Annotated in this window: 20 protein-coding genes and 1 tRNA gene; 15 read left to right on the forward strand and 6 right to left on the reverse strand. The window is 67.6% G+C overall.

Annotation, left to right across the window (positions count from 1 at the left end):
* The first annotated feature begins 21 nt into the window (after positions 1 to 21).
* Genes ABDK56_RS02570 through ABDK56_RS02580 form a run of 3 tightly spaced genes read left to right on the forward strand, consistent with a single transcriptional unit; the run spans position 22 to position 2,505 of the window.
* On the forward strand, positions 22 to 1,131 hold the full coding sequence (locus tag ABDK56_RS02570; RefSeq protein WP_349806490.1) for a DUF3089 domain-containing protein: 1,110 nt from the start codon (positions 22 to 24) through the stop codon (positions 1,129 to 1,131).
* A complete protein-coding gene (gene ruvX / locus ABDK56_RS02575) occupies positions 1,128 to 1,595 on the forward strand; it encodes a Holliday junction resolvase RuvX (protein WP_349806491.1) in 468 nt (155 codons plus the stop codon). Before ABDK56_RS02570 ends, ruvX begins: the two co-directional genes overlap by 4 nt.
* A gap of 13 nt (positions 1,596 to 1,608) precedes the next feature.
* On the forward strand, positions 1,609 to 2,505 hold the full coding sequence (locus tag ABDK56_RS02580; protein WP_349806492.1) for an aspartate carbamoyltransferase catalytic subunit: 897 nt from the start codon (positions 1,609 to 1,611) through the stop codon (positions 2,503 to 2,505).
* 6 nt (positions 2,506 to 2,511) lie between these two features.
* Here the strand turns inward: ABDK56_RS02580 and ABDK56_RS02585 are convergent, their stop codons facing one another.
* Genes ABDK56_RS02585 through ABDK56_RS02595 form a run of 3 tightly spaced genes read right to left on the reverse strand, consistent with a single transcriptional unit; the run spans position 2,512 to position 5,320 of the window.
* Entirely contained in the window at positions 2,512 to 3,879 is a 1,368-nt protein-coding gene (locus ABDK56_RS02585; protein WP_349806493.1) for an SPOR domain-containing protein, read from the reverse strand.
* Between the two features lie 32 nt (positions 3,880 to 3,911).
* Positions 3,912 to 4,580, reverse strand: coding sequence for a hypothetical protein (locus tag ABDK56_RS02590; protein WP_349806494.1), 669 nt, complete (start codon positions 4,578 to 4,580; stop codon positions 3,912 to 3,914).
* A gap of 14 nt (positions 4,581 to 4,594) precedes the next feature.
* The gene (locus tag ABDK56_RS02595) at positions 4,595 to 5,320 is read right to left on the reverse strand and encodes an AAA family ATPase (protein ID WP_349806495.1); all 726 of its coding nucleotides are present in this window, start codon (positions 5,318 to 5,320) and stop codon (positions 4,595 to 4,597) included.
* 148 nt (positions 5,321 to 5,468) lie between these two features.
* On the opposite strand from ABDK56_RS02595, the gene ABDK56_RS02600 reads away from it, so the two are divergent.
* Positions 5,469 to 6,407 (forward strand): SPOR domain-containing protein, encoded by a 939-nt coding sequence (locus tag ABDK56_RS02600; RefSeq protein WP_349806496.1) that lies wholly within the window; start codon positions 5,469 to 5,471, stop codon positions 6,405 to 6,407.
* Here the strand turns inward: ABDK56_RS02600 and serB are convergent.
* A complete protein-coding gene (serB, locus tag ABDK56_RS02605; protein WP_349806497.1) occupies positions 6,394 to 7,263 on the reverse strand; it encodes a phosphoserine phosphatase SerB in 870 nt (289 codons plus the stop codon). The two genes, ABDK56_RS02600 and serB, sit on opposite strands and share 14 nt — an antisense overlap.
* Between serB and miaA the strand changes: the two genes are divergently transcribed.
* Both miaA and ilvC read left to right on the forward strand, forming a co-directional pair.
* Positions 7,256 to 8,188 (forward strand): tRNA (adenosine(37)-N6)-dimethylallyltransferase MiaA, encoded by a 933-nt coding sequence (gene miaA / locus ABDK56_RS02610; protein WP_349806498.1) that lies wholly within the window; start codon positions 7,256 to 7,258, stop codon positions 8,186 to 8,188. The genes serB and miaA overlap by 8 nt on opposite strands.
* Positions 8,189 to 8,197: 9 nt before the next feature.
* Positions 8,198 to 9,163, forward strand: coding sequence for a ketol-acid reductoisomerase (gene ilvC, locus ABDK56_RS02615; protein WP_349806499.1), 966 nt, complete (start codon positions 8,198 to 8,200; stop codon positions 9,161 to 9,163).
* 8 nt (positions 9,164 to 9,171) lie between these two features.
* On the opposite strand, the gene mutL is transcribed toward ilvC, so the two are convergent.
* Entirely contained in the window at positions 9,172 to 10,947 is a 1,776-nt protein-coding gene (gene mutL / locus ABDK56_RS02620) for a DNA mismatch repair endonuclease MutL (protein WP_349806500.1), read from the reverse strand.
* Positions 10,948 to 11,098: 151 nt separating this feature from the next.
* On the opposite strand from mutL, the gene ABDK56_RS02625 reads away from it, so the two are divergent.
* The 6 genes from ABDK56_RS02625 to ABDK56_RS02650 all read left to right on the forward strand — a co-directional run bounded on the left by ABDK56_RS02625 (position 11,099) and on the right by ABDK56_RS02650 (position 16,825).
* Complete coding sequence (locus tag ABDK56_RS02625; protein ID WP_349806501.1) at positions 11,099 to 12,142, forward strand: rod shape-determining protein; 1,044 nt, start codon at positions 11,099 to 11,101, stop codon at positions 12,140 to 12,142.
* An 11-nt stretch (positions 12,143 to 12,153) separates the two neighbouring features.
* Complete coding sequence (locus ABDK56_RS02630; protein WP_349806502.1) at positions 12,154 to 13,050, forward strand: rod shape-determining protein MreC; 897 nt, start codon at positions 12,154 to 12,156, stop codon at positions 13,048 to 13,050.
* Positions 13,051 to 13,052: 2 nt separating this feature from the next.
* A complete protein-coding gene (mreD, locus tag ABDK56_RS02635) occupies positions 13,053 to 13,592 on the forward strand; it encodes a rod shape-determining protein MreD (RefSeq protein ID WP_349806503.1) in 540 nt (179 codons plus the stop codon).
* The gene (mrdA, locus tag ABDK56_RS02640; RefSeq protein ID WP_349806505.1) at positions 13,589 to 15,529 is read left to right on the forward strand and encodes a penicillin-binding protein 2; all 1,941 of its coding nucleotides are present in this window, start codon (positions 13,589 to 13,591) and stop codon (positions 15,527 to 15,529) included. Before mreD ends, mrdA begins: the two co-directional genes overlap by 4 nt.
* A complete protein-coding gene (gene rodA / locus ABDK56_RS02645) occupies positions 15,526 to 16,638 on the forward strand; it encodes a rod shape-determining protein RodA (protein WP_349806506.1) in 1,113 nt (370 codons plus the stop codon). The genes mrdA and rodA overlap by 4 nt, the downstream gene beginning before the upstream one ends.
* Positions 16,639 to 16,749: 111 nt before the next feature.
* A tRNA-Lys gene (locus tag ABDK56_RS02650) sits at positions 16,750 to 16,825 on the forward strand.
* A 223-nt stretch (positions 16,826 to 17,048) separates the two neighbouring features.
* On the opposite strand, the gene ABDK56_RS02655 is transcribed toward ABDK56_RS02650, so the two are convergent.
* Entirely contained in the window at positions 17,049 to 18,236 is a 1,188-nt protein-coding gene (locus tag ABDK56_RS02655) for a tyrosine-type recombinase/integrase (RefSeq protein WP_349806507.1), read from the reverse strand.
* Between the two features lie 462 nt (positions 18,237 to 18,698).
* Between ABDK56_RS02655 and ABDK56_RS02660 the strand changes: the two genes are divergently transcribed.
* From ABDK56_RS02660 to ABDK56_RS02670, 3 genes are all read left to right on the forward strand, one after another.
* The gene (locus ABDK56_RS02660; RefSeq protein WP_349806509.1) at positions 18,699 to 19,190 is read left to right on the forward strand and encodes a hypothetical protein; all 492 of its coding nucleotides are present in this window, start codon (positions 18,699 to 18,701) and stop codon (positions 19,188 to 19,190) included.
* A gap of 4 nt (positions 19,191 to 19,194) precedes the next feature.
* Entirely contained in the window at positions 19,195 to 20,040 is an 846-nt protein-coding gene (locus tag ABDK56_RS02665) for a DUF5681 domain-containing protein (RefSeq protein ID WP_349806510.1), read from the forward strand.
* Between the two features lie 66 nt (positions 20,041 to 20,106).
* Positions 20,107 to 21,606, forward strand: coding sequence for an ADP-ribosylglycohydrolase family protein (locus ABDK56_RS02670; protein WP_349806511.1), 1,500 nt, complete (start codon positions 20,107 to 20,109; stop codon positions 21,604 to 21,606).
* The last annotated feature ends 138 nt before the right edge of the window (positions 21,607 to 21,744 follow it).

Below are 21,744 nucleotides of genomic sequence, written 5' to 3' on the forward strand. Positions count from 1 at the left end.
GCGCGCGGCTAGCAGGCGGCGATGGTCCGTCGCTTCCTCGGTTGCCTTACGATCCTGATCCTGCTCGCGGTCGTCGGCGCTTTCCTGTTCTTCGAATATGGCAGCAAGGCGCTTGTCGCGGGCGCGACCCCGACCGGCCATTTCCAGCCGCCGCCCAAGGACGATGCCGGCCCCGATTATGCCAGTGCCGATGCGTGGCTCGCGCAGCCGGCGATCACCGACGGGCTGGTCCAGTGGCTGCCGCAGGGGTTCAAGGCCGAGGACCAGGTCGCGACCGCCGCGACCTTCTACGTCCACCCGACCACCTACCTTCATACCGACCGGTGGAACGCGCCGCTCCACGCCGACGCGGCGACCGAGAATCAGCTCAAGCTTGTCGCCAAGACGCAGGCGAGCGTGTTCAACGGCGTGTCGACGGTGTGGGCGCCGCGCTACCGCCAGGCAGCATTCGGCGCGTTCCTCCTGCGCACCCCCGATGCCGACGCGGCGCTCGACCTGGCCTACAAGGACGTGCTCAAGGCGTTCGACGCCTTCCTCGCCGCCAATCCGGGCAAGCCGATCATCCTCGCCGGGCACAGCCAGGGCTCGCTCCACCTTTCGCGGCTGATGGTCGATCGCAAGGACGCGCTGCGCGGGAGGCTGGTCGCCGCCTACCTGATCGGCTGGCCGCTGTCGGTAAAATCCGACCTGCCCGCGATGGGGGTTCTGCCCTGCACCCGGCCCGAGCAGTCGGGCTGCGTTGTCTCCTACCAGAGCTTCGGCTCGCCCGCGAACCCGTCGCTGATCCTCAACGACTGGCAGGCTTCGAAGGGCTTCACCGGCGGCCCGCGCGCCCGTGCCGACATGGCCTGCGTCAACCCGCTCGACCCGGTCCCCGGCGGCCAGGGCGCGCCCGAGGCGAACCTCGGCGCGCTCGTCCCCAATGCTTCGATGACCGACGCCAGCCTCCAGCGCGGACTGGTCGGCGCGGCCTGCTCGGACGGGCTGCTGCTGGTCGACGGCTCGACCGCCGCGATGGGGCCCTACGTCCTGCCGGGCAACAACTACCATGTGTTCGACTATGCGCTGTTCTGGGCGAACCTCAGGCAGGACGTCGCCCGGCGGCTGGCGCAGTTCGAGCAGAAGACGTGATCGCGACCACCCCCGCGGAATTCGTGGCGCTCGGAGTCGACGGGGGTCGGCTCGGCGGGCTCGACGTCGGGACGAAGACGATCGGGCTCGCGACCTGCGATTCGGAATGGCGATTCGCGACCGCGCAGGCGACGCTTCGCCGGACCAAGTTCACCGCCGACCTCGAACAGCTCCGCATTTTCGCCGCGTCGCTTGCCGGGCTGGTGGTCGGCCTGCCGCTCAACATGGACGGCAGCGATTCGCCGCGCACCCAGTCGGTCCGCGCCTTCGCGCGCAACCTCGCCCCGCTCGCCAAGCCGATCCTGCTGTGGGACGAGCGCTGGTCGACGCTCGCGGTCGAACGGGCGATGATCGACCAGGACATGAGCCGCGCCAAGCGCGCGGAAAAGGTCGACGCCCACGCTGCCGCGCATATCCTGCAAGGCGCGATCGACGCGCTGGCCAACCTGCCTTCGCACGATTAAGAGCCCCGCTTCGATGCATCTTACATCGATCGACAGCCTCAGCGACGACCAGATCGAACGCGTCCTTTCCGAAGGGCTGCGCTGGTTCGACTATAACCGCCAGCGGCGGCGCAATGACCACCGGCTCGACGGGCTGACGGTGATCAATGCCTTTTTCGAGAATTCGACGCGCACCCTGCTTAGCTTCGAGATCGCCGCGAACCGGCTCGGGGCGCAGGTGGTGACGATGCAGGTCGAACATAGCTCGATCAAGAAGGGCGAGACGCTCGACGACACCGCGCGGACGCTCAACGCGATGCGCCCCGACGCGTTGGTCATCCGCCACGGCACCGGCGGGACGCCGTCGGAGGTCGCGGCGCTGATGGACTGCCCGGTGATCAACGCCGGCGACGGGACGGGCGAGCACCCGACCCAGGCACTCCTCGACGCGGCGACGCTGCGCCGGCATTTCGGGCGGATCGAGGGGCTGAAGGTGGCGATCTGCGGCGACATCCGGCACAGCCGGGTCGCGCGGTCGAACCGCAAGCTGCTTGAGCGGCTGGGGGCCGAGGTGCGCCTCGCCGGGCCGCCGTCGCTGCTGCCCGAAGACGCCGACGCGACCGATATCGATTCGGCGGTCGCGGGCGCCGACGCGGTGATGATGCTGCGGATCCAGCGCGAACGGCTGGCCGACGACCTCGGCGACCTGCCGGGCGAATTCCTCGAGAATTACGGGCTGACCGCCGCGCGGTTCGCCAGCGCGGCGCCGCAAGCGGTGATCATGCACCCGGGACCGATCAATCGCGGGGTCGAGATCGAAGGCGCGCTCGCCGACGATCCGGAGCGCTCGCTGATTACCCGCCAGGTCGAAATGGGGGTGGCGGTGCGGATGGCCGTGCTCGACCTCCTGACCGCCGACCGCCGCGACTGACGAAGATTAGCGCGAGACGACCGCGACCGGCGCGTCGTTCCACGCCGCCCGGACGAAGCAGGTCCCGCCCGACCGCTTGATCGCGCCGCACAGGCTGCTCGCCGCGCCGTTCGAGGCGAAGCCGCGAACCGAGAGGCGATAGACCATGCCGACCGGCGAGGCGTAGCTGGCGGTCACCGGCTGGTAAGCCTTGAGCTGGCTGAAGCGGCCGCTCGCCTTGCTCCACGCGGCGGCGACCCGCTCGCGCGACGAATAGGCACCGAGCTGAACCACCGACCCGCCCTTGCCGTTGAGGCGAAGCGCGGCCTTGTGAAGCTCGGGCACGCTCTGGTTGAAGCGGGCGGCGCCGGCGGTGAGGCCGGGGCGTGCCTGCGCGAGCCGGACCGGCTTGGGCGCCGGGGCGGGCTTGGCGTGCGGAATGACGACCGCGGGCGCCTCGATCGGCGCGGCGGCCTCGGCGACGACCGGCGCGGGGAGTGCGGGCGGCGGCGGGGGAGGCGGGACGACGGCGGCGGTGGCGACCTCGACCGGGGCTGGCGCGGGAGCCGCAGCCACGACCGGCGCGGCGACCGGGGCCGGCGCGACCGGCGTGGCGGCCGCGAGGCGGGTTTCGCCGGCGGCCTTCGGATCGAGCGCGAGGCGGACCGGTTGTCCGGCGTCCGAGGCGGCCGGGGTCACGCCGATGAAGCTGGCGACCTTGGCCGCCGCGTTGCTGGGCTTCGAATAGGCGAGCCACTGCTGGACCCGCGCTTCGACCTGGTCGGCGGGGAGGTCCTGCGCGGCGATCGCGCGGGCATCGTCCCAGTGACCGCCGAGCGCCTCGGCGAAGGCGAGGTTCTGGCGAATCCGCCCGTCCGCGCCCGGCGCGCGCGCCGCCTCCTCGAGCAGGCGGACCGCGGCATCGCTGTTGCCGGCCAACGCCAGCGCCAGCCCGACGTCGGACGGATCGAGAAAGGATTGCGCATCCTGGAGCAGCGCGACCGCGTCGGCGCTGCGCCCGGTGGCGATGCGGGTCAGCGCGAGCTTGAGCACGACCTGCGGCTGGGTGCCGACGAGCGCGAGCGAGTCGCTATAGGCCTGGTCGGCCGAGGTGAACCGCCCGGCGGCGAGGTAGCAATTGCCGAGCAGCGCGCGGAAACCGGCGTCGCGCGGGCTGTTCGCCACCGCCCGTTCGGCGAGCGCGATCGCGCCCGGCACGTCGTTCGACTTGAGCGCGAGCTGCGCCCGGGTGGCGAGGCCGATGTTCGACGTGTCGATCTTCGAGCCGAACGCCCCGGTCGAGGCCTGCTTCGAGCCCATGCTGCTGCACGCGCTGAGCGAACCGATCAGGCCGACCGCGGTCAGGGCCGCGCCCACCCCATGTACCTTCCTCATCGTCCCCACTCCCTTCGTCTTTCTTCCCAGGGTCAGGCCGTGCGCTTCTTCGGCGCCTTTTCAGCCATGGTATCGAGCTCCGGCATGTCGGCGAGGAGCTTGTCGAGTGCTTCGGTGACCAGCTGCTGGGCCGATCGCCCGCCGACCGCGCAGGCCAGCCGGAGCTTCAGGTGCCGGTCGGCGTCGAGGCGCAGCGTGAACGCCGCCTTGCCCTTGCTCCCCGGCGCGGCGCGCGGTCGGTGACGGCGAACCGGGGCGGCGACCGGTGCGGGCGCGGCGGGGGCGACCCGTGCCACCGTCGGGGTCAGTGAAGCGGCGGGCTCGCCATCGGCGTCGGGGTTCCACGGCTCGGCGGTCTCGTCGGGCGAATCCTCGCCGTCGTCGCTGTAGTCGCGGCCAAAGACTTCCTTGAGCTCGGCATGCTGGTCGTGGACCGGGGAGGCGACCGGGGTCAGGCCGGCCAGCGGGCTGCGCAGCGGCGCGGGCTGGATTTCCTCGCCGAACGCGTCGTGATGCTCATCGCGCACCGGCGCGATCGCCGGGCGGGGGGCTTCGAAGCCCATGTCGTTCCAGCCGAGGTCGTCGAGCCCCGCGCCGGTCTGCCCGCCGAAGCCCTGCGGCCGCATCGCCGGGCGCGCGGCGCCCTTGCGCGCCAGCAGACCCGAGGAGAGCGAGGCGAAGACTTTGGGTTCGGTGTTCATGGTTACGCTCCCGCTCAGCCGACCACGCGGCGGCCGAAGCCGCCGACCGGGCGCGGCGACGAGGCCGCCTGGCCGATCCCCGGTGCCTGGCCGGGGGCCGCGAACACGGTACGGCGGAAATTCTTTTCGAGCCGGTCGGAGATATAGTCCCACAGCTCGGTCACCTCGCGGGCGCTGCGGCCCTGCGGATCGACCTCCATCACCGTGCGGCCGTCGATCATCGAGGCGGCGAAGTCGGTGCGGTGGTGGATGGTGACGGGGGCGACGGTGCCGTGCTGCGAGAGCGCGACCGCCGCCTCGTAGGTGATCTTGGCCTTGGGCGTCGCCGCGTTGACGACGAAGATCAGCGGCTTTCCGGCGCGGTCGCATAGATCGACGGTGGCGCCGACCGCGCGAAGGTCATGCGGGCTCGGGCGAGTCGGGATGACGATCAGCTCGGCCACCGCGATGACGCTCTGGATCGCCATCGTGATCGCCGGCGGGGTGTCGATGACGGCAAGGCGGAAGCCCTGCTGGCGAAGCACCTCGAGATCGCTCGCGAGGCGCGCGACGGTGGTCTGGGCGAAGGCCGGCATGTCGTCCTGCCGCTCGTTCCACCAGTCGGCCAGCGAACCTTGCGGATCGATGTCGATCAGGCAGACGGGGCCGGCCCCGGCCAGCTGTGCCTGCACCGCCAGATGTCCGGACAGGGTGGTCTTACCCGACCCGCCCTTCTGCGATGCCAAAGCCAGAACGCGCATTCCATTCCCCTCGCCAAAAGCGCTTGCTCGGACTGCGATGTGCGCCGCGAGCCCCTAAAAACTGGTTAATGTCGTTCCGACCTTGTTGGCGGCGGGCGACAGCGGTTAGGCTCGGCCCACGACGGAGCGGGATGAGCGGGGAAAGAAGATGAAGCGTTTCAGCATGTTGCTGCTGGCGGCCGGGGCCGCGCTGGCCGGACCGGCGGGCGCGCAATCGGTCAAGGCGGGGATCAGCGCCTGGCAAAAGCAGGATTATGCGGGCGCGGTCACGGCGTGGAAGCCGCTCGCGGTGCGCGGCGATGCCGACGCGGCGTTCAACCTCGGCCAGGCCTACCGGCTAGGCAAGGGGGTGTCGCCCAACCTCGCCGAGGCGCAGAAATGGTTCGAGGTCGCCGCACGCAAGGGCCATGTCGATGCCGCGACCAGCCTCGGCATCCTGCTGTTCCAGAACGGCAACCAGGTCGGCGCGATGCGCTGGCTCAAGCTCGCGGCCGAGGCGGGCGAGCCGCGCGCGATGCTGCTCTACGGTACCGCGCTCTATAACGGCGACGGGGTCGCGGCCGACCCGACGCTCGCCTACGCCTACGTCAGCCGCGCCGCCGCCAGGGGGCTCGAACCCGCCAAGGCGACGCTTGCCGACATGGACTCGATGATGCCGCTCGAACGCCGCAAACAGGGCGTGGCGATGGCGCAGGCGATGGTGGCGAAAGGACGGCCCGAGCCCGCCGCCAAGCCGGTCGCGGCGCGCCCGGTCCCGCCGAAGCCGGTCGCGGTCCCCTCGGCAAAACCACAAGTCGCGAAGCCGGCGCCGCCCCCCCCGCCTCCCGCGACAGCCAGACCGCGGCCCACGCCCGTCGCCTCGGCAGCGGGTGGCGGATGGCGAATCCAGCTCGGCGCCTTTTCGAGCCGCCACGCGGCCGAGACGCTCTACGGCCATCTCGCGGGCAAACTCGGCGGGGCCGGCGCTTACTATATCCCGGTCGGCGCGGTGATCCGGCTGCAGGCCGGTCCGTTTTCGAAGCAGGAGGCCGCCGCGGCCTGCGCGCGGCTTCGCCCGCAGCCCTGCTTCCCGGTCAAGGCACCCTGACCCACGCGGCTTTCGGGATGCCGATCATCCACAGCAGCGCGGTCAACGGGTGGTGGCGGATCGCCGCGTCGGCGACGGCATCGAGCGCCGGCTTGGCACGGTAGGCGACCCCGAGCCCAGCGAGCGAGACCATCTTCGAATCGTTCGCCCCATCCCCCACCGCGATCAGCTGTGCCGCCGACGCGCCGGTCTCCTCGACCAGGTCGCGGGCGAATCGCTCCTTGGCCGACCCGTCGACGATCTCGCCGACCGTCGTCCCGGTCAGCCGGACGCCGTCGATCCCGAGCACGTTGGCGCGCGAGCGATCGAAGCCGAGCTCTTCGGCGATCGGCTCGACGAAGGCAGTGAACCCGCCCGACACCAGCGCGGTCTTCACCCCGTGTGCGCGCAGCGTCGCGACCAGCGTCGCCGCTCCCGGATTGGGGCGGATCCGCTCGTCGCGGCAGCGGTCGATCACCCCGCGATCGAGCCCACGAAGCAGCGCGACCCGCTCGGCCAGCGCCTCGCGAAAGTCGAGCTCGCCCTGCATCGCCCGCTCGGTGATCGCGGCGACCTGCGGCTTGACCCCGGCATAGTCGGCGAGCTCGTCGATGCATTCCTGCCCGATCATCGTCGAATCCATGTCGGCAACGAACAGCCGATAGGCCGGGCGCCGATCGGGCAGGATCGCGACGTCGAGCCCGGCGATCGCCGCCAGCGCGGCGCGGATCGCCGCCGGCTCGCCGTCGCAGGCGAGATCGGCCGCGTCGCCCTCGTCGATCCAGCGGTCGAAGCGCGCACCGGGCACGGCATCAAGCGCCGCGCCGAGCAGCCTGTCATCGAGCCGTCCGGCTGCTATCACCGTCGCAATGGCCAATTCGCGTCCTCCTCTCGTGCTCATCGCCGGTCCGACCGCGAGCGGCAAGAGCGCGCTTGGCACGGCGCTGGCCGAGCGGACCGGCGGGGTGATCGTCAACGCCGACGCCAGTCAGCTTTACGCCGACATCCCGATCCTGTCGGCCGCCCCCGAACCGTCCGAACGGCGGCGCGCCGACCACCGGCTGTTCGGCACGCGTGACGGCGCCCTCCCCTGCTCCGCCGCCGCCTATGCCGAGCTCGCGCGCGCCGAGATCGAGGCGATCCATCGCGACGGCCGCTTGCCGATCCTCGTCGGCGGCACCGGGCTCTACATTCGCACCCTGCTCGACGGAATCGCGCCGGTGCCCCCGATCGACCCGGCGATTCGCGACCAGGTGCGCGGCGCCTCGACCGCCGAGAACCATGCGCTGCTGGTCGGGCTCGATCCCGTCTCGGCGGCGCGGCTGGCCCCGGGCGACAGCGCGCGAATCGCTCGTGCGCTCGAAGTCGTCCGCTCGACCGGGCGGACGATCGGCCAGTGGCAGGCGAGGCGCGAGGGCGGCATCGCCGAGCGTGTCGCGCTGCGCCCGATCATCCTGCTTCCGCCGCGCGACTGGCTGGTCGAACGGATCGAGGCCCGGTTCGCGGCGATGATCGCCGCCGGCGCGCTCGACGAGGTGCGGGCGCTCGCGGCGCGCCACCTCGACCCCAGCCTGCCGGTGATGCGCGCGATCGGGGTCCGCGAGCTTCTCGCGCTCGATCGCGAAGGCGGGACGCGCGAGGCGGCGATCGCCGCGGCGGTCCAGGCGACCCGGCGCTATGCCAAGCGGCAATATACCTGGTTCGCGCACCAGCCCCCCGCCGACTGGCCGCGCTTCGACACGCCGCTCGATTCGCCCGGCGCGATGGGCCGCGCGCTGGCGCTGCTCGATCCCGCGGGCTAGTCCGACGCGATGGAGCGCATCCTCGATCCCGCCATCGACCCCGCCCCGCTCGCGGGCAAGCGGGTCGCGATCGTCGGCTACGGCAACCAGGGGCGCGCTCAGGCGCTGAACCTGCGCGACAGCGGGATCGACGTGGTCGTCGGCCTGCGCGAAGGCTCGCCCAGCTTCGCCCGCGCGGTCGACGACGGACTTGCCGCCGCCTCGCGCCGGGTCGCGGTCGACGGCGCCGACGCGGTGTTCCTGCTGCTCCCCGACGAGGCGATGAGCGCCGCCTACGGCGCGATCGAACCCTATCTTCGGCGCGGCGCGACGCTCGGTTTCGCCCACGGGCTGGCGATCCGCTTCGGGCTCGTCGCCCCGCGCGCCGACCTCGACGTCATCATGGTCGCGCCCAAGGGGCCCGGCACCGCGCTTCGCTCGCTCTACCTCGACGGAAAGGGTATGCTCGCGCTGTTCGCGGTCGCGCAGGACGCCAGCGGCGGCGCGCGCGACACGGCGCTCGCCTATGGCCGAGCGCTTGGCTGCGGGCGCGCAGGGATGGTCGAGACCAGTTTCGCCGAAGAGTGCGAAGCCGACCTGTTCAACGAGCAGGCGGTGGTGTGGGGCGCGGTCCCCGACCTGTTGATCGCCGGGTTCGACACGCTGGTCGAGGGCGGGGTCGCCCCCGAAATCGCCTACATGGAATGTGTCGGCGAGCTGAAGCTGCTCGCCGAGCTGGTCGAGGCACGGGGGATCGCCGGGATGCGGGAAGCGATCAGCAATACCGCCGAGCTGGGCGCGGTGCTCGGTGGGCCGAAAATCGTCGACGAATCGGTGCGGCAGCGGATGCGCGACATCCTCGCCGAGGTGCGCTCGGGCCGATTCGCGGCCGAACTGGAAGCCGAGAAAGCGGACGACTACCCGCTGCTTCGCCGCGCCCGTGCCCGCGCGCGTTCGCTTGGGGTCGAGGCGGCGCGCGTCTCGATCGGCGACTGACCCCCGCCTCAGCGGCGGCCGAACAGCTTTTCGATGTCGCCGTGGGCCAGCTTCACCCAGGTCGGCCGCCCGTGGTTGCACTGCCCCGAACGCGGGGTCGCCTCCATCTCGCGCAGCAGCGCGTTCATCTCGGCCACCGACAGGATTCGCCCGGCGCGAACCGAGCCGTGACAGGCGATCGTCCCCGCCACCGCGTCGAGCCGGTCGCGCAGCGCGAGCGGCCCGCCGAGTTCGGCGATCTCGGCAGCGAGGTCGGCGAGCAAGCCGGCGACGTCGGTCTTGCCGAGCGGCGCGGGGGTCGCGCGAACGAGCATCGCCGCCGGGCCGAACCGCTCGATCTCGAGCCCCAGCGCGGCGAGGTCGCGCGCCGCGCCTTCGAGCCGGTCGCATTCGGGTTCGTCGAGCTCGACCACCTCGGGCAGCAGCAGCGCCTGCCGCGCGACCTCGCCGCCGCCATTTTCAGCACCGGCCCTTGCCGCGCGCATCCGTTCGAGCACCAGCCGCTCGTGCGCCGCGTGCTGGTCGACGATCACCAGCCCGTCCTCCGCCTCGGCGACGATATAGGTCGCCGCGACCTGCCCGCGCGCGACCCCGAGCGGAAAGGCCTGAACCGGGGCGTAGGCGGGTTCGGCGCGCGCGGCGGGGGCGAAATCGCGCGCGAGGTCGGCGACCGCGGCCCCTCCCCCGGTCCAGCGGGCGGCGGGCGCCGCGAACAGCGCCGGTGCTGCCGGCTGGGCCGGCGCGGCGACCGGCTCGACCTGCCACGCCACGGGGGCGGCGAACTGGTCGCGCGCGGCGCTGCGGTGGCCCGCCTCGTCGAGCGCGGCGCGGAGCCCGCCGACGATCAGCCCGCGCACCGCGGCGGGGTCGCGGAAACGGACCTCGGTCTTGGCCGGGTGGACGTTGACGTCGACCTCGTCGGCGGGGACCTCGACGAACAAGGCGGCGACGGGATGGCGGTCGCGCGCCAGCAGGTCGCGGTAGGCGGCGCGCAGCGCGCCGACCAGCAGCCGGTCCTTCACCGGGCGGCGGTTGACGAACAGATATTGCTGGTCGGCCATTCCCCGGTTGAAGGTCGGCAGGCTGATCACCCCGGTCAGCGCCAGCCCGTCGCGGACCGTGTCGATGCCGATGCCGTGGCGGTCGAGCTCGTGGCTGAGCAGCGCGGCGACGCGGGTCGGGCCGTCGCTCGGCTGGACCGACAGGATCCGCCGCCCGTCATGGTCGAGCGAGAAGGCGACGTCAGGCCGCGCCATCGCCAGCCGCCGCACCGCGTCGAGGCAGGCGGAATATTCGGCACGCGGGCTGCGCAGGAACTTGCGCCGCGCAGGCACCTTGCCGAACAGGTTTTCGACCGTAACCCGCGTGCCGGGGGGAAGCGCCGCCGGCCCCGCCTCGACCCGTTCGCCATGGTCGACCACGATCCGCCAACCGTCGCTGCCGCGGACCCGGCTTTCGATGGTGAAGCGCGCGACGCTGCCGATCGAGGGCAGCGCCTCGCCGCGAAAGCCGAAACTGGCGATCCGCTCGATGCTGTCGTCGGGCAGCTTGCTGGTCGCGTGGCGCTCGAGCGCGAGCGCCATTTCGCCGGGGTCCATCCCCGACCCGTCGTCGGCGACCTCGATCCGGTCGAGCCCCCCCGCCGACAGCCGAATCGCGACGCTTCCCGCCCCCGCGTCGAGCGCGTTTTCGACCAATTCCTTCAAGGCGCTGGCGGGCCGTTCGACCACCTCGCCGGCGGCGATCTGGTCGATTAATCCGGAGGGTAGCCTTCTTATTGACATGTCAACTCTCGTAGCCCAATCCGGCCCGGCCCGCGAAGCACTGTTTTCCTCGGAAAATATAGTTTTGTTTCAATGGGTAGGGTTTAAATCTTAGTGAACCGGGGGCATAATCGGGGGCTCTCCGTTTCTTAACATCGAAGGCGGCACGCGAATGTTCTGGACTCGCTGGTTCAAGTGGATGTCGAACGACATGGCGATCGACCTGGGGACGGCCAACACGCTGGTCTACGTCCGCGGTCGCGGGATCGTCCTCAACGAACCGTCGGTCGTCGCGATCGAGACCATCAACGGGGTGAAAAAGGTCAAGGCGGTCGGCGACGACGCCAAGCTGATGATGGGCAAGACCCCCGACCAGATCGAGGCGATCCGCCCGCTTCGCGACGGGGTCATCGCTGACATCGACGTCGCCGAGCAGATGATCAAGCACTTCATCCACAAGGTCCACGGCGGCAAGATGCGCGCCTTCCGCTTCCCCGAGATCGTGATCTGCGTCCCGTCGGGGTCGACCAGCGTCGAGCGCCGCGCGATCCGCGACGCGGCCTCCAACGCCGGCGCCAGCGCGGTCTACCTGATCGAGGAGCCCATGGCCGCCGCGATCGGCGCCGACATGCCGGTGACCGAGCCGGTCGGCAGCATGGTGGTCGACATCGGCGGCGGCACCACCGAGGTCGCGGTGCTTTCGCTTCGCGGCCTCGCCTACACTACCTCGGTCCGCGTCGGCGGCGACAAGATGGACGAAGCGATCTCCTCCTACGTCCGCCGCAACCACAACCTGCTGATCGGCGAAGCCACCGCCGAGCGGATCAAGAAGGAAGTCGGAATCGCCAAGCCGCCGGTCGACGGCATCGGCTCGACCGTCCACATCAAGGGCCGCGACCTCGTCAACGGCGTTCCCAAGGAAATCAGCATCAACCAGGGCCAGATCGCCGAGGCGCTGTCCGAGCCGGTCGGGACGATCGTCGAGGGCGTCCGAATCGCGCTCGAGAATACCGCGCCCGAGCTGGCCGCCGACATTTGCGACCAGGGCATCGTGCTGACCGGGGGCGGCGCACTGCTGCAGGGCCTCGACGAGGTCCTCCGCGACGAGACCGGGCTGCCGGTGACGGTCGCCGAGGATCCGCTGACCTGTGTCGCGTTGGGCACTGGGCGGGCGCTCGAGGAAGAGCAGTTCCGCGGCGTCCTCCAGACCGCGTAAGGGTCGATTCGATGGCGCCGCCAGCGGGAGCCCGCCCCGGCTGGTCGAGGCGGGCGCAATATGGCCTGTTCTTCTCGTTCCTCGCAGCGCTGGGAATAGCGATCGTCGGCGCAATTATGCTCGCCCTGTCGATCGCCGCGCCGACGCGCTACGCGGCGATCCGCGGCGCCGCGCTCGACGCGACCGCGCCGGTCACCGACGCGCTGTCCGACGTCGCCACCACGGTCACCGGGTTGGTCAGCGGCGCGGGCAATTACTGGAACGCGGCGCGGCAGAACGGTGAGCTGAAGAAGCGCAACGCGGCGATGATGCAGCGGATGGTCGAGGCCAAGGCGATCCTTCTCGAAAATGCCGAGCTCAAGCAGGCGCTGATGCTGCGCGAGCACGAGCGGCGCGTGGTCGCCACCGGGCGGATCGTCGGCTCGTCGTTCGACAGCCCGCGCCGGTTCGCGATCCTGTCGGTCGGCGGCGGCGACGGAGTCACCCCAGGAATGCCGGTGCGGGCCGCCAGCGGGCTGATCGGGCGGGTGCTCGACGCGGGTCATTTCGCGAGCCGGGTGCTGCTGGTCAGCGACCGGTCGAGCATCGTCCCGGCCAAGATCCTCCGCGGCGGGCAGCCGGTGATCGCGACCGGGCGCGGCGACGGGACGATCGACGTCCGCCCGCTCGAAGTCGGCAAGAACCCGTTCAGGCGCGGCGACATCATCGTCACCTCGGGGACCGGCGGCCTTTACCCGCCGCTGGTACCGATCGGGAAGGTCGTCCGCCTCGACGACGACGGGGCGATCGTCCTCCCGCTCGCCGACCCCGCCCAGGTCAGCTTCGCCCTGGTCGAGCCGCCGTTCGAGCCCGACGCGCAGGCCGCGCCGGGAACGGTCGCCGCCGCCGCCGCCAACGACGGTCCCTGACCATGGCCCGCGCCGCCCTCGGCCGCCCCAGCGGCAGGATGACCCGCGGCAAGATGACCCGCGGCCCGATCCCGGCGTGGCGCTGGGTGCCCGCGATCAGCGTCGTGTTAGGAATCCTCTTTTCCACCCTGCCGATCGTCAGCGACCATGGCTGGTGGCCCGATTTCGGGCTGCTGATGCTCCTCGCGTGGCGGCTGATGCGCGCCGATCCGTGGCCGGCGTGGAGCGCGGGGGTCCTCGGCTTCGTCGACGATCTCGTGCGCGGCAGCCCGCTCGGGCTGGCGGTCGTGCTGTGGACGCTGTTCATGCTGGCGATGGACATCGTCGACCGGCGCACGATGTGGCGCGACTATTGGGTCGAATGGCTGGTCGCCTGCCTGTTCATCGCGCTGGCCGAGGCGGCCGAGTGGCAGGTCGCGGCGTGGGGCGGCGCGCCGGTTCGCTTCGACGCGGTGTGGCCCTCGGCGCTCGTCTCGGCGCTGTGCTTCCCGATCGCCGGGCTGGTCGTCGCCCGGCTCGACCGGATGAGGCTTGGGCGATGAGGACCAAGCTGGCAGGTGTCGGCGGCGGCAAGCGGCTGACCGGGGCGCACCAGTCGATCATGTTCTCGCGCCGGATGCTGTTCGTCGGCGGGGCGCAGGCGGCGGTCGGGGCGATGCTGATCGGGCGGATGGGTTTCCTGTCGGTCACGCAGAACCAGAAATATACGCTGATGAGCGAAAGCAACCGGGTCCAGCTGATCCCGGTGCCGCCGCGCCGCGGCTGGATCGTCGACCGCAACGACAAGCCGATCGCGATCAACCGCTCGAGCTTCCGCGTCGACCTCATCCCGCAGCAGCTCGAGCGGCCGCAGCAGGCGATCGCGCTGCTCACCCAGATCCTCCAGCTGTCGCCCGACGAGGTCGAACGGATTACCCGCGAGCTGGCGGCGGCGCACGGTTTCCGCCCGGTCTCGGTCGCCGACAACATCAGCTACGAACAATATGCCGCGCTGACCGTCCGGCTGCCCGAACTGCCGGGCGTCGCGCCGTCGCGCGGCTTCGCCCGCTTTTACCCGGCGGGCGAGGCGGTCGGGCAGCTGGTCGGCTATGTCGGCACCGCCAACGTCAAGGAATATGAGGCCGAGGACAAGAACCCGCTGCTCAACATCCCGGGCTTCAAGATCGGCAAGGAAGGGCTCGAAAAGACGCTCGAGCAGCAGCTTCGCGGCGAGCCCGGGGGCCAGCGGGTCGAGGTCACCGCGCGCGGCAAGCTGGTGCGCGAGCTCACCGCCAAGCCCGACAAGAGCGGCCAGACGGTCAAGCTGACGATCGACGCCGACCTCCACGAATATGTCGCCCGGCGGATCGGCGACCAGAGCTGTTCGACGGTGGTGATGGACGTGACCACCGGCGACATCCTGGCGATGCCGTCGATGCCCAGCTTCAATCCCAATAATTTCTCCGACGGGATCAGCCGCAACGAATATAAGATGCTGTCGGAAGACGACCATCTGCCGCTCGTCGACAAGGCGCTGGAGAGCCTCTACCCGTCGGGCTCGACGATCAAGCCGTCGATGGCGCTGGCGCTGCTCAACGCCGGGATCGACCGCAACGCCAACGTCTTCTGTTCGGGCAGCTATCCGCTCGGCAACCACGTGTTCCACTGCGACAAGCGGCACGGATCGGTGAACATGACCCGCGCGATCGAGCAGAGCTGCGACATTTATTTCTACGAGATGTGCCGCCGGGTGGGGGCCGAGAAGCTGTCGCCGCTGATCCGATCGATGGGCTTCGGCGAGAAGTTCGACCTGCCGTTCGACAGCCAGCGGTTCGGGACCGTCCCCGACCCCGACTGGATGATGCGCAAATACCATCGCCAGTGGCAGCAGTACGACACGATCAACATGTCGATCGGCCAGGGCATGGTGCTGATCAACCCGCTGCAGCTGGCGGTGATGGCAAGCCGGCTGGCGACCGGCAAGAAGGTCATCCCGCGACTGCTGGCGAGCACCCCGATCGCGCCGCAGGAACAGCTGGCGGTCGACCAGGACCATCTGACCTTCATCCGCCAGGCGATGGCCGGGGTGGTGCTTCAAGGGACCGCGACGGTCGCCAAGTTGCCGCTGCCCAACGTCCAGCTGGCGGGCAAGACCGGCACCGCCCAGACCCACAACCTCAGCGCCAGCGAGCGCGGCAACTATACCGCCGCGATCTGGAAGCAGCGAGACCATTCCCTGTTCATGGGTTTCGCGCCGTTCGACAACCCGCGCTACGCCGCCGCCGCGATCGTCGAGCATGGCGGGTTCGGCGCCGCGGTCGCCGCGCCGCTGATCCGCGACACCATGCTGTTCCTCTACGACCGGCCAAAGGCGATGGCCGCGCTCGCCGCGTTCGAGCAGAGCCTCGGCGGGACGCTCGAGCAGCGCACCGCGGCCAAGGTTGCCAAGTGGCGCTCGGCGAACGGCCTGCCCCCCCTCGCCCCCGACCGGACCGCATGATCAGCTCGGCGATCCTGCCGCAGCCGCTCGCGCGGCTGCCGTGGCGGCTGATCTTCCTGATAAGCGCGATCACCGGCTTCGGCCTGCTGGTGCTCTATTCGGCCGCTGGCGGCCATGCCTCCCCGTGGGCGAACAAGCAGGCGATCGTCTTCCTGCTGTTCCTCGCCATCGCGATCGGCATGTCGTGGATCAAGGAATCGACGATCAAGTCGCTGACCTTCCCCGTCTACGGCGTGATCGTGGTCATGCTGATCGGGGTCGAGGGGCTCGGGCTGGTCAAGAAGGGCGCGCAGCGCTGGCTCGACATCGGCCCGATTCGGCTTCAGCCGTCCGAGTTCATGAAGCCCGCGATCGTGCTGACCCTCGCCCGCTTTTACGAATTGCTTCCCGCTGGCGAGCTGACGCGCTGGCGCGCGGTATGGCCGGCGCTGCTGCTCCTCGGCGTTCCCGCGCTGTTGATTCTCGTCCAGCCCGACCTCGGCACCTGCATCATGGTCTCGCTGTGCGGGGTGACGGTGATGTTCCTCGCCGGGCTGCCTCTATGGTATTTCCTCGGCACCGGGGCGATCGGCGCGGCGGCGCTGCCGATCGCGCTCCACTTCATGCACGGTTACCAGAAGAAGCGGGTGACCATCTTCCTCGATCCCGAGAGCGATCCGCTCGGCGCCGGCTACCACATCAGCCAGTCGAAGATCGCGATCGGGTCGGGCGGTATCTTCGGCAAGGGCTTCCTCAAGGGCAGCCAGAGCCACCTCCAATATCTCCCCGAGGGCCATACCGACTTCGTCTTCGCGACGATGGCCGAGGAATGGGGGATGGTCGGCGGCGTGTTCATCATCCTCGCCTTCGCGATGGTCATCCGCTGGGGGATGCGCGTCGGCCAGCGCTCGCCGACCCGCTTCGGCCAGCTCACCGCCGCGGGGCTGAGCGCGACAATCTTCTTCTACGTGTCGATCAACCTGATGATGGTCATGGGGCTCGCGCCGGTGGTCGGCGTCCCCCTCCCCCTCGTCAGTTTCGGCGGGTCGGCGGTGATGACGGTGATGATCTGCATCGGCATCCTGATGAGTCTCGAGCGCCAGCAGCGGTCGCCCTCGCGGCTCGGCTGATTTTTTGTCGGGCAAGGCGGTTGCGCCCCCGGTGGATCGCTGTTAGAGGCCGCGCCGCGCCCCCCGCTCCGGCGGGTTCGCGCACTGCCGATAAGGCACCCAGATAATTGGGGACGCATAGCTCAGTTGGTAGAGCAGCTGACTCTTAATCAGCGGGTCCTAGGTTCGAGCCCTAGTGCGTCCACCATCCCATCTCCTTCATTCCTACCGACGCAACGTTCAAGAACCTCGAGCTTTGCGAGAGAAGGATTGCGAAAGGCCCTTGAAAGGGTTCGTTTTTTTCGACGGATCGATCAGCGACTTATGGCGCCGAACTCAAAAATTTCTGCGCACAGGATGCTGGAGTTCGATGCAGTTCGTGGATCGCGCTATCCAGCAGGGACGCCCTAGGGACACGTTAGGGACGAGCGTCAGCCGATTAGACTTCTCACTTTTTCGTCCCAAAGTTTCAGCGCCTCTCTTTTTTCGGCGCTATACGAATAACGCTGATAAACTCCGACGATTCCCTCTCGACTGCCGCTGACATGGTTGAGAACAGCCTCAGTCACAGGAAGAGCTACTCCGAGTTGCTGCAGACGTGTAGCTCCCGTTCGGCGAAGATCATGAATCGTGAAGGATGGGACCGCGCGCCCGAGTAACCCCTCTGTGCGTTCACACAGTCTCCGCCAGGCTTTGGAAAATCCACTCACTGTCCGCTCACCGTTTCCACGCGAAGGAAAAATGCGTTCCGAAACGGAGATCTCAAGCTGCTGCGCGAACAAAGTCTGTGCCGTGCTCGCGAGCGGAACTTCATGAACCCGTTTGTTTTTAGTCCGTTCGCTTGGCAGCGTCCATGTTGCCTCAGACAAATTGAGCTCGGACCGAAGAGCGCCAAAAACCTCACCTCGTCGTTGCAAAGTGAGGATAAGCAGGCGGACGCCAAGCGCTATCGTTCCTTGGTCAAGTTCTGAAGCCCTCCATAGGCAGACGAGTTCCTCGTCACTTAGTACCCGGTCTCGCGGCTTCGGGACGGGAGGCTTTCCCGCCCCGATACATGGATTAGCGGCTAGCTCGTCAAAGCGCGGTAGCAACCAGCTGTAGAAGGCGCTGAGTTGGGCAATGACTGCACGCGACACTCTAACGGATTCGATACCGTCTGAAAGCGCCGTAATCTCGCTGCGCCTGACTTCCCAAGGCACGCGTTGACCGAAGACGGGCAAAATATGGTGGAAAAACAATCGTTCTATTTCTGCTATTGAGCGTAGCGACTGTTTGGCGTTCAAGTAGCGTGGCAGCAGAGAATTGAAGGTTTCGTTGTTAATTCCTGTTTTGGCAGAACTGACTGACATTCTCCGTCGATCGACTATTGAACGCGCGCACGCCCGCGCTTTGGATAAAGGGAATTCATTTACGTCGTACTCGCCAACGACGACGGAATATGCTCTTCGATCTTCTCTTAAACGGATGGAGAATGTTTTTATTCCAGTGGATTTCACGCGCAGGCGCAACCCCGGCACATTGCAGTCACTGAATTCGACGTATCCTTCTTCCGGGATCGGTATTCCGGCGATGGTCTCGTCGGTTAGCGGCTCACGATGTTGACGCTTCTGTAATTCCACACGCTTTCCTTCCCAATGATTGTCCTTTCACCGAGAAGGCCCGCAACATTGCGGGCGGTATCTTCGAAAAAAGCAGAGACCGCGAAAAAAACTAACGCAGTCTCAGTCCAAGCAAAAAATCCATGGCTGGTGACCTTCTTGTCGCGAGAGAGCGCAATAGCCAGCTATATTGCATCTTCCCCTCGAAATTTGTTTGTAAATCGGGCTTCAGACCACTGCCACGCTATGATAAAATCCCAGAAAATTGGGAAAACCGCTGATGCTTTCGACAAAAAAGGTCATCGAGAACAGGGAACGCAGTTCCCGGTAACAGGGAACGCAGTTTTGCGGAGCAGCGATAGCAGTTCCCCGGATCTGCCCACAGGTTTCCGGATATATTTGAGCCCCCCTTCCAAAATCTAAGTCGTGACAAAATGATTCGCCTTGGAAGCCGCTTGGGTTGGGCGGCCGAGGAGAAGTTCAGTGGCCAAGCGAGTCAGGGTCAGTGAGGACGACATCCCGGGATGGGCGATCAAGGATCGGCCAATCGCAACGTCATGCTTTGCGTCGCTCGATGCTCCCCGCTTCCCGCAAAGTGACGGAAGAAATTTTACGGCCGTCGACCTGATGGTCCTCAAACAATTCAAGGCCATGACCGAAGGGGTTTACGCAGCTCTCGAGTGGCTCTTAATCTTGATTGCCGATGAGAATATTGCTGCGCTGAAGGAAGCCCCTCGTCGCCGCAGTGCCACGGTGGACGCAAGCGAAGTTCTGACCCCTCTTGCCCCGGCGCTCAGTGCGCTGGGCCTAATCAAGCTCGGCTCGAACGAGCAGGGTGTAACCACCATCTGCTTCGATGACTGGTTTCTCGACAAGATCGAAAAGCGTTCCAAGCCGGGTTCGTTCGAGCCGGTGCGTTGCTGGCTGTCTGAGGGCGGGCTCCAGAAGCCCCCGCTCCCTGAATCTTGGGATTGATGTGATGGTCGGTTACAAAGACCCGCCGATTTGGAGCCGCTTCCCGTCGGGATTTAGCGGCAATCCCAAGGGTCGTCCGAAGAAGACAACGGATCCAGCCCAGTCATCGGTTCTCGACGATGAGGTCGGGACATTCAACGGCAAACCGGTAACGCGCCGTCAATTCGTCATTAACTACGCCCTGCGTGAGGCGAATAGAAGTGACACGAAACAGCAGAAGAGGAAGGGGGAGGACCTTCAGCGCTTCATATTGAAGCAGAAGCGGCGAGTGGATGCGGCAGCGGACAAAATCGATTACGATTCTAAGCTCTACATGGTCCATTTTCCGCCCCGTGATCCTGATGCCGTGGATTGCCTCGAGGACGCAGCGCACGTCTGCGGATTTGGCACCAAGGTCCAGCTTGGCCACCCGACAGCGCGCGTGATGCTGGAAAGCTGGGTCCTGAACGAGGCCTTCGAACGCCTGGGCGAACGCCGCCTGTCCCGAGAGGAGCAGCGTCTGGTGCTTCTTGCGGCGCGCTTTCCGAAAGCCGTCAAATGGCCGTCCTGGTGGGACAAGGACCTGCGCGCACGGCCGAAGGGGTTTCGGTTCGAGCCCGCTCCCGGATCGATCAAGCCTGTCGAGGATGACCAAGAGGAGACCATTTCGTTCTGCGAGTTTTTGCGGCGTAGCGGAGCGGCTAAGAGGAAAAAGAAAGAGCGACTCGATCGCGAGAGGGAAAGGGAGCGCCGGGCCAAGGACCCGGTTTATCAGTACAAGCAAAAGATCGCGCTTAACCGCCAGCGGTCTTTTGATGCGCGTATGGACGCGCTGTTGGATTCAATACCTGAGGATCAGTCTGACGAGTGAGGTCGAAAGGCCGATGCGAGCAGATAAGATTCGCATAGGGCGCATTAGTATGTGCCACACCCGTCAATGAAGAACGGCACGCCTCGCACCAGCATTACCGACCCGCTCCAGATCGCCGAAGTCCGGGCCGGCCCAGGCATGGGCAAGGTCGGCCTGACCCTATGCCCGGGTAAGCATCAGGCTGCCGGCCTGACTGGCTGTTGGGCGCGCGATCTCAAACTCGATCTCGACGCCATCGTCGACTGGAACGCCGCGGTGGTAGTGACCCTGGTCGAGGCGGACGAACTCGAGCGGCTAAAAGTCGCCGGGCTCGGAGCAGCGGTCGAGGCGCGGAGCATCGACTGGTTGCACCTGCCGATCCGCGATCGCTCAGTTCCCGACGCCGCGTTCGAGGCGGCGTGGACCGAGGCGGGCGAGCAGCTGCGGGCCCGGCTGCGCTCGGGGTTCAACGTTCTGGTCCACTGCATGGGCGGCCTTGGCCGGGCGGGGACCATCGCCTCGCGCCTGCTGGTCGAGCTTGGCTGGAGCCCGAGCGAAGCGATCCTCGCCGTGCGCAAGGTTCGCCCCGGCGCGCTTGAGACCGACGATCAGGAGGATTTTGTTCACGGCTGCATCGTCGTGCCGGAGCGGAAGCCCGAAACCTCCGTCAAGGCGATCAGGCAGCGGGCAATCGGCGCACTGCTGGGGCTGGCAGTTGGCGATGCGCTGGGGACCACGCTCGAGTTTGCGACGCGCGATACGCGCGATCGGGTGACCGAACTGGTCGGGGGCGGCCCGTTCCGGCTCGAGCCGGGCCAGTGGACCGACGACACCAGCATGGCGCTGGCGCTGGCCGACAGCCTGCTAGCCTGTGATGGTCTCGACGAATGGGATTTGATGAGCCGGTTCATCAGCTGGATGGATGAAGGCGCCTATTCCTCCAACGGTCGCTGCTTCGATATCGGCATCACCGTTCGCGGTGCACTCAATCGGTTCAAGGCCACCGACAACCCATTTGCCGGCTCGACCGATCCGATGAGCGCGGGCAACGGCAGCCTGATGCGACTTGCCCCGATTGCCATCCGCTACTGGGATGACGAACAGGCGCGCCGCGACGCGGCGGCCCGCCAGAGCAAAACGACCCATGGCGCAGCCGAGGCGGTCGACGCCTGTGTGGCGTTCGCCGATGTGCTGACCGACGCCATCGCCGGCAAGCCGCGCGATGAGGTGCTGCGGTCGCGGACCGACACGCTCTACGCCGGGGCCATCGCCGGGATCATGGCGGGCAGTTGGCGGGGCAAGGCGCGGACCGAGATCAAGTCATCGGGTTATGTCGCTCACTCGCTCGAGGCAGCGATGTGGTGTGTCGGACGGACCGGCACCTTTAAGGAAGCGGTTCGGCTTGCCGCCAACCTGGGCGATGACGCTGACACCGTCGCTGCGATCACCGGACAACTGGCCGGGGCGCTGTACGGCTATCCGGCCATTCCCGATCGCTGGTTGGGTAAGTTGACCAACCAGGGAATGATCTTCGGGCTTGCCCGGCAGCTCATTGGCTGGGCGCATGCGTCGCCCGAATTGAACTAACAGAAACTATAGATAAATTTGCCAATGCTTTCCATAGAATTCTCTGAAGAATCTTAGATCTACAGTAGAATTATGATATATGCCAATCGCAACTGTAAATTTGAATGAAATACTCTCCGGCACTAAAATTTAGGCGCC

Origin of the sequence: Sphingomonas sp. ASV193 (assembly GCF_040203355.1) — a bacterium.
Classification (GTDB): domain Bacteria; phylum Pseudomonadota; class Alphaproteobacteria; order Sphingomonadales; family Sphingomonadaceae; genus Sphingomicrobium.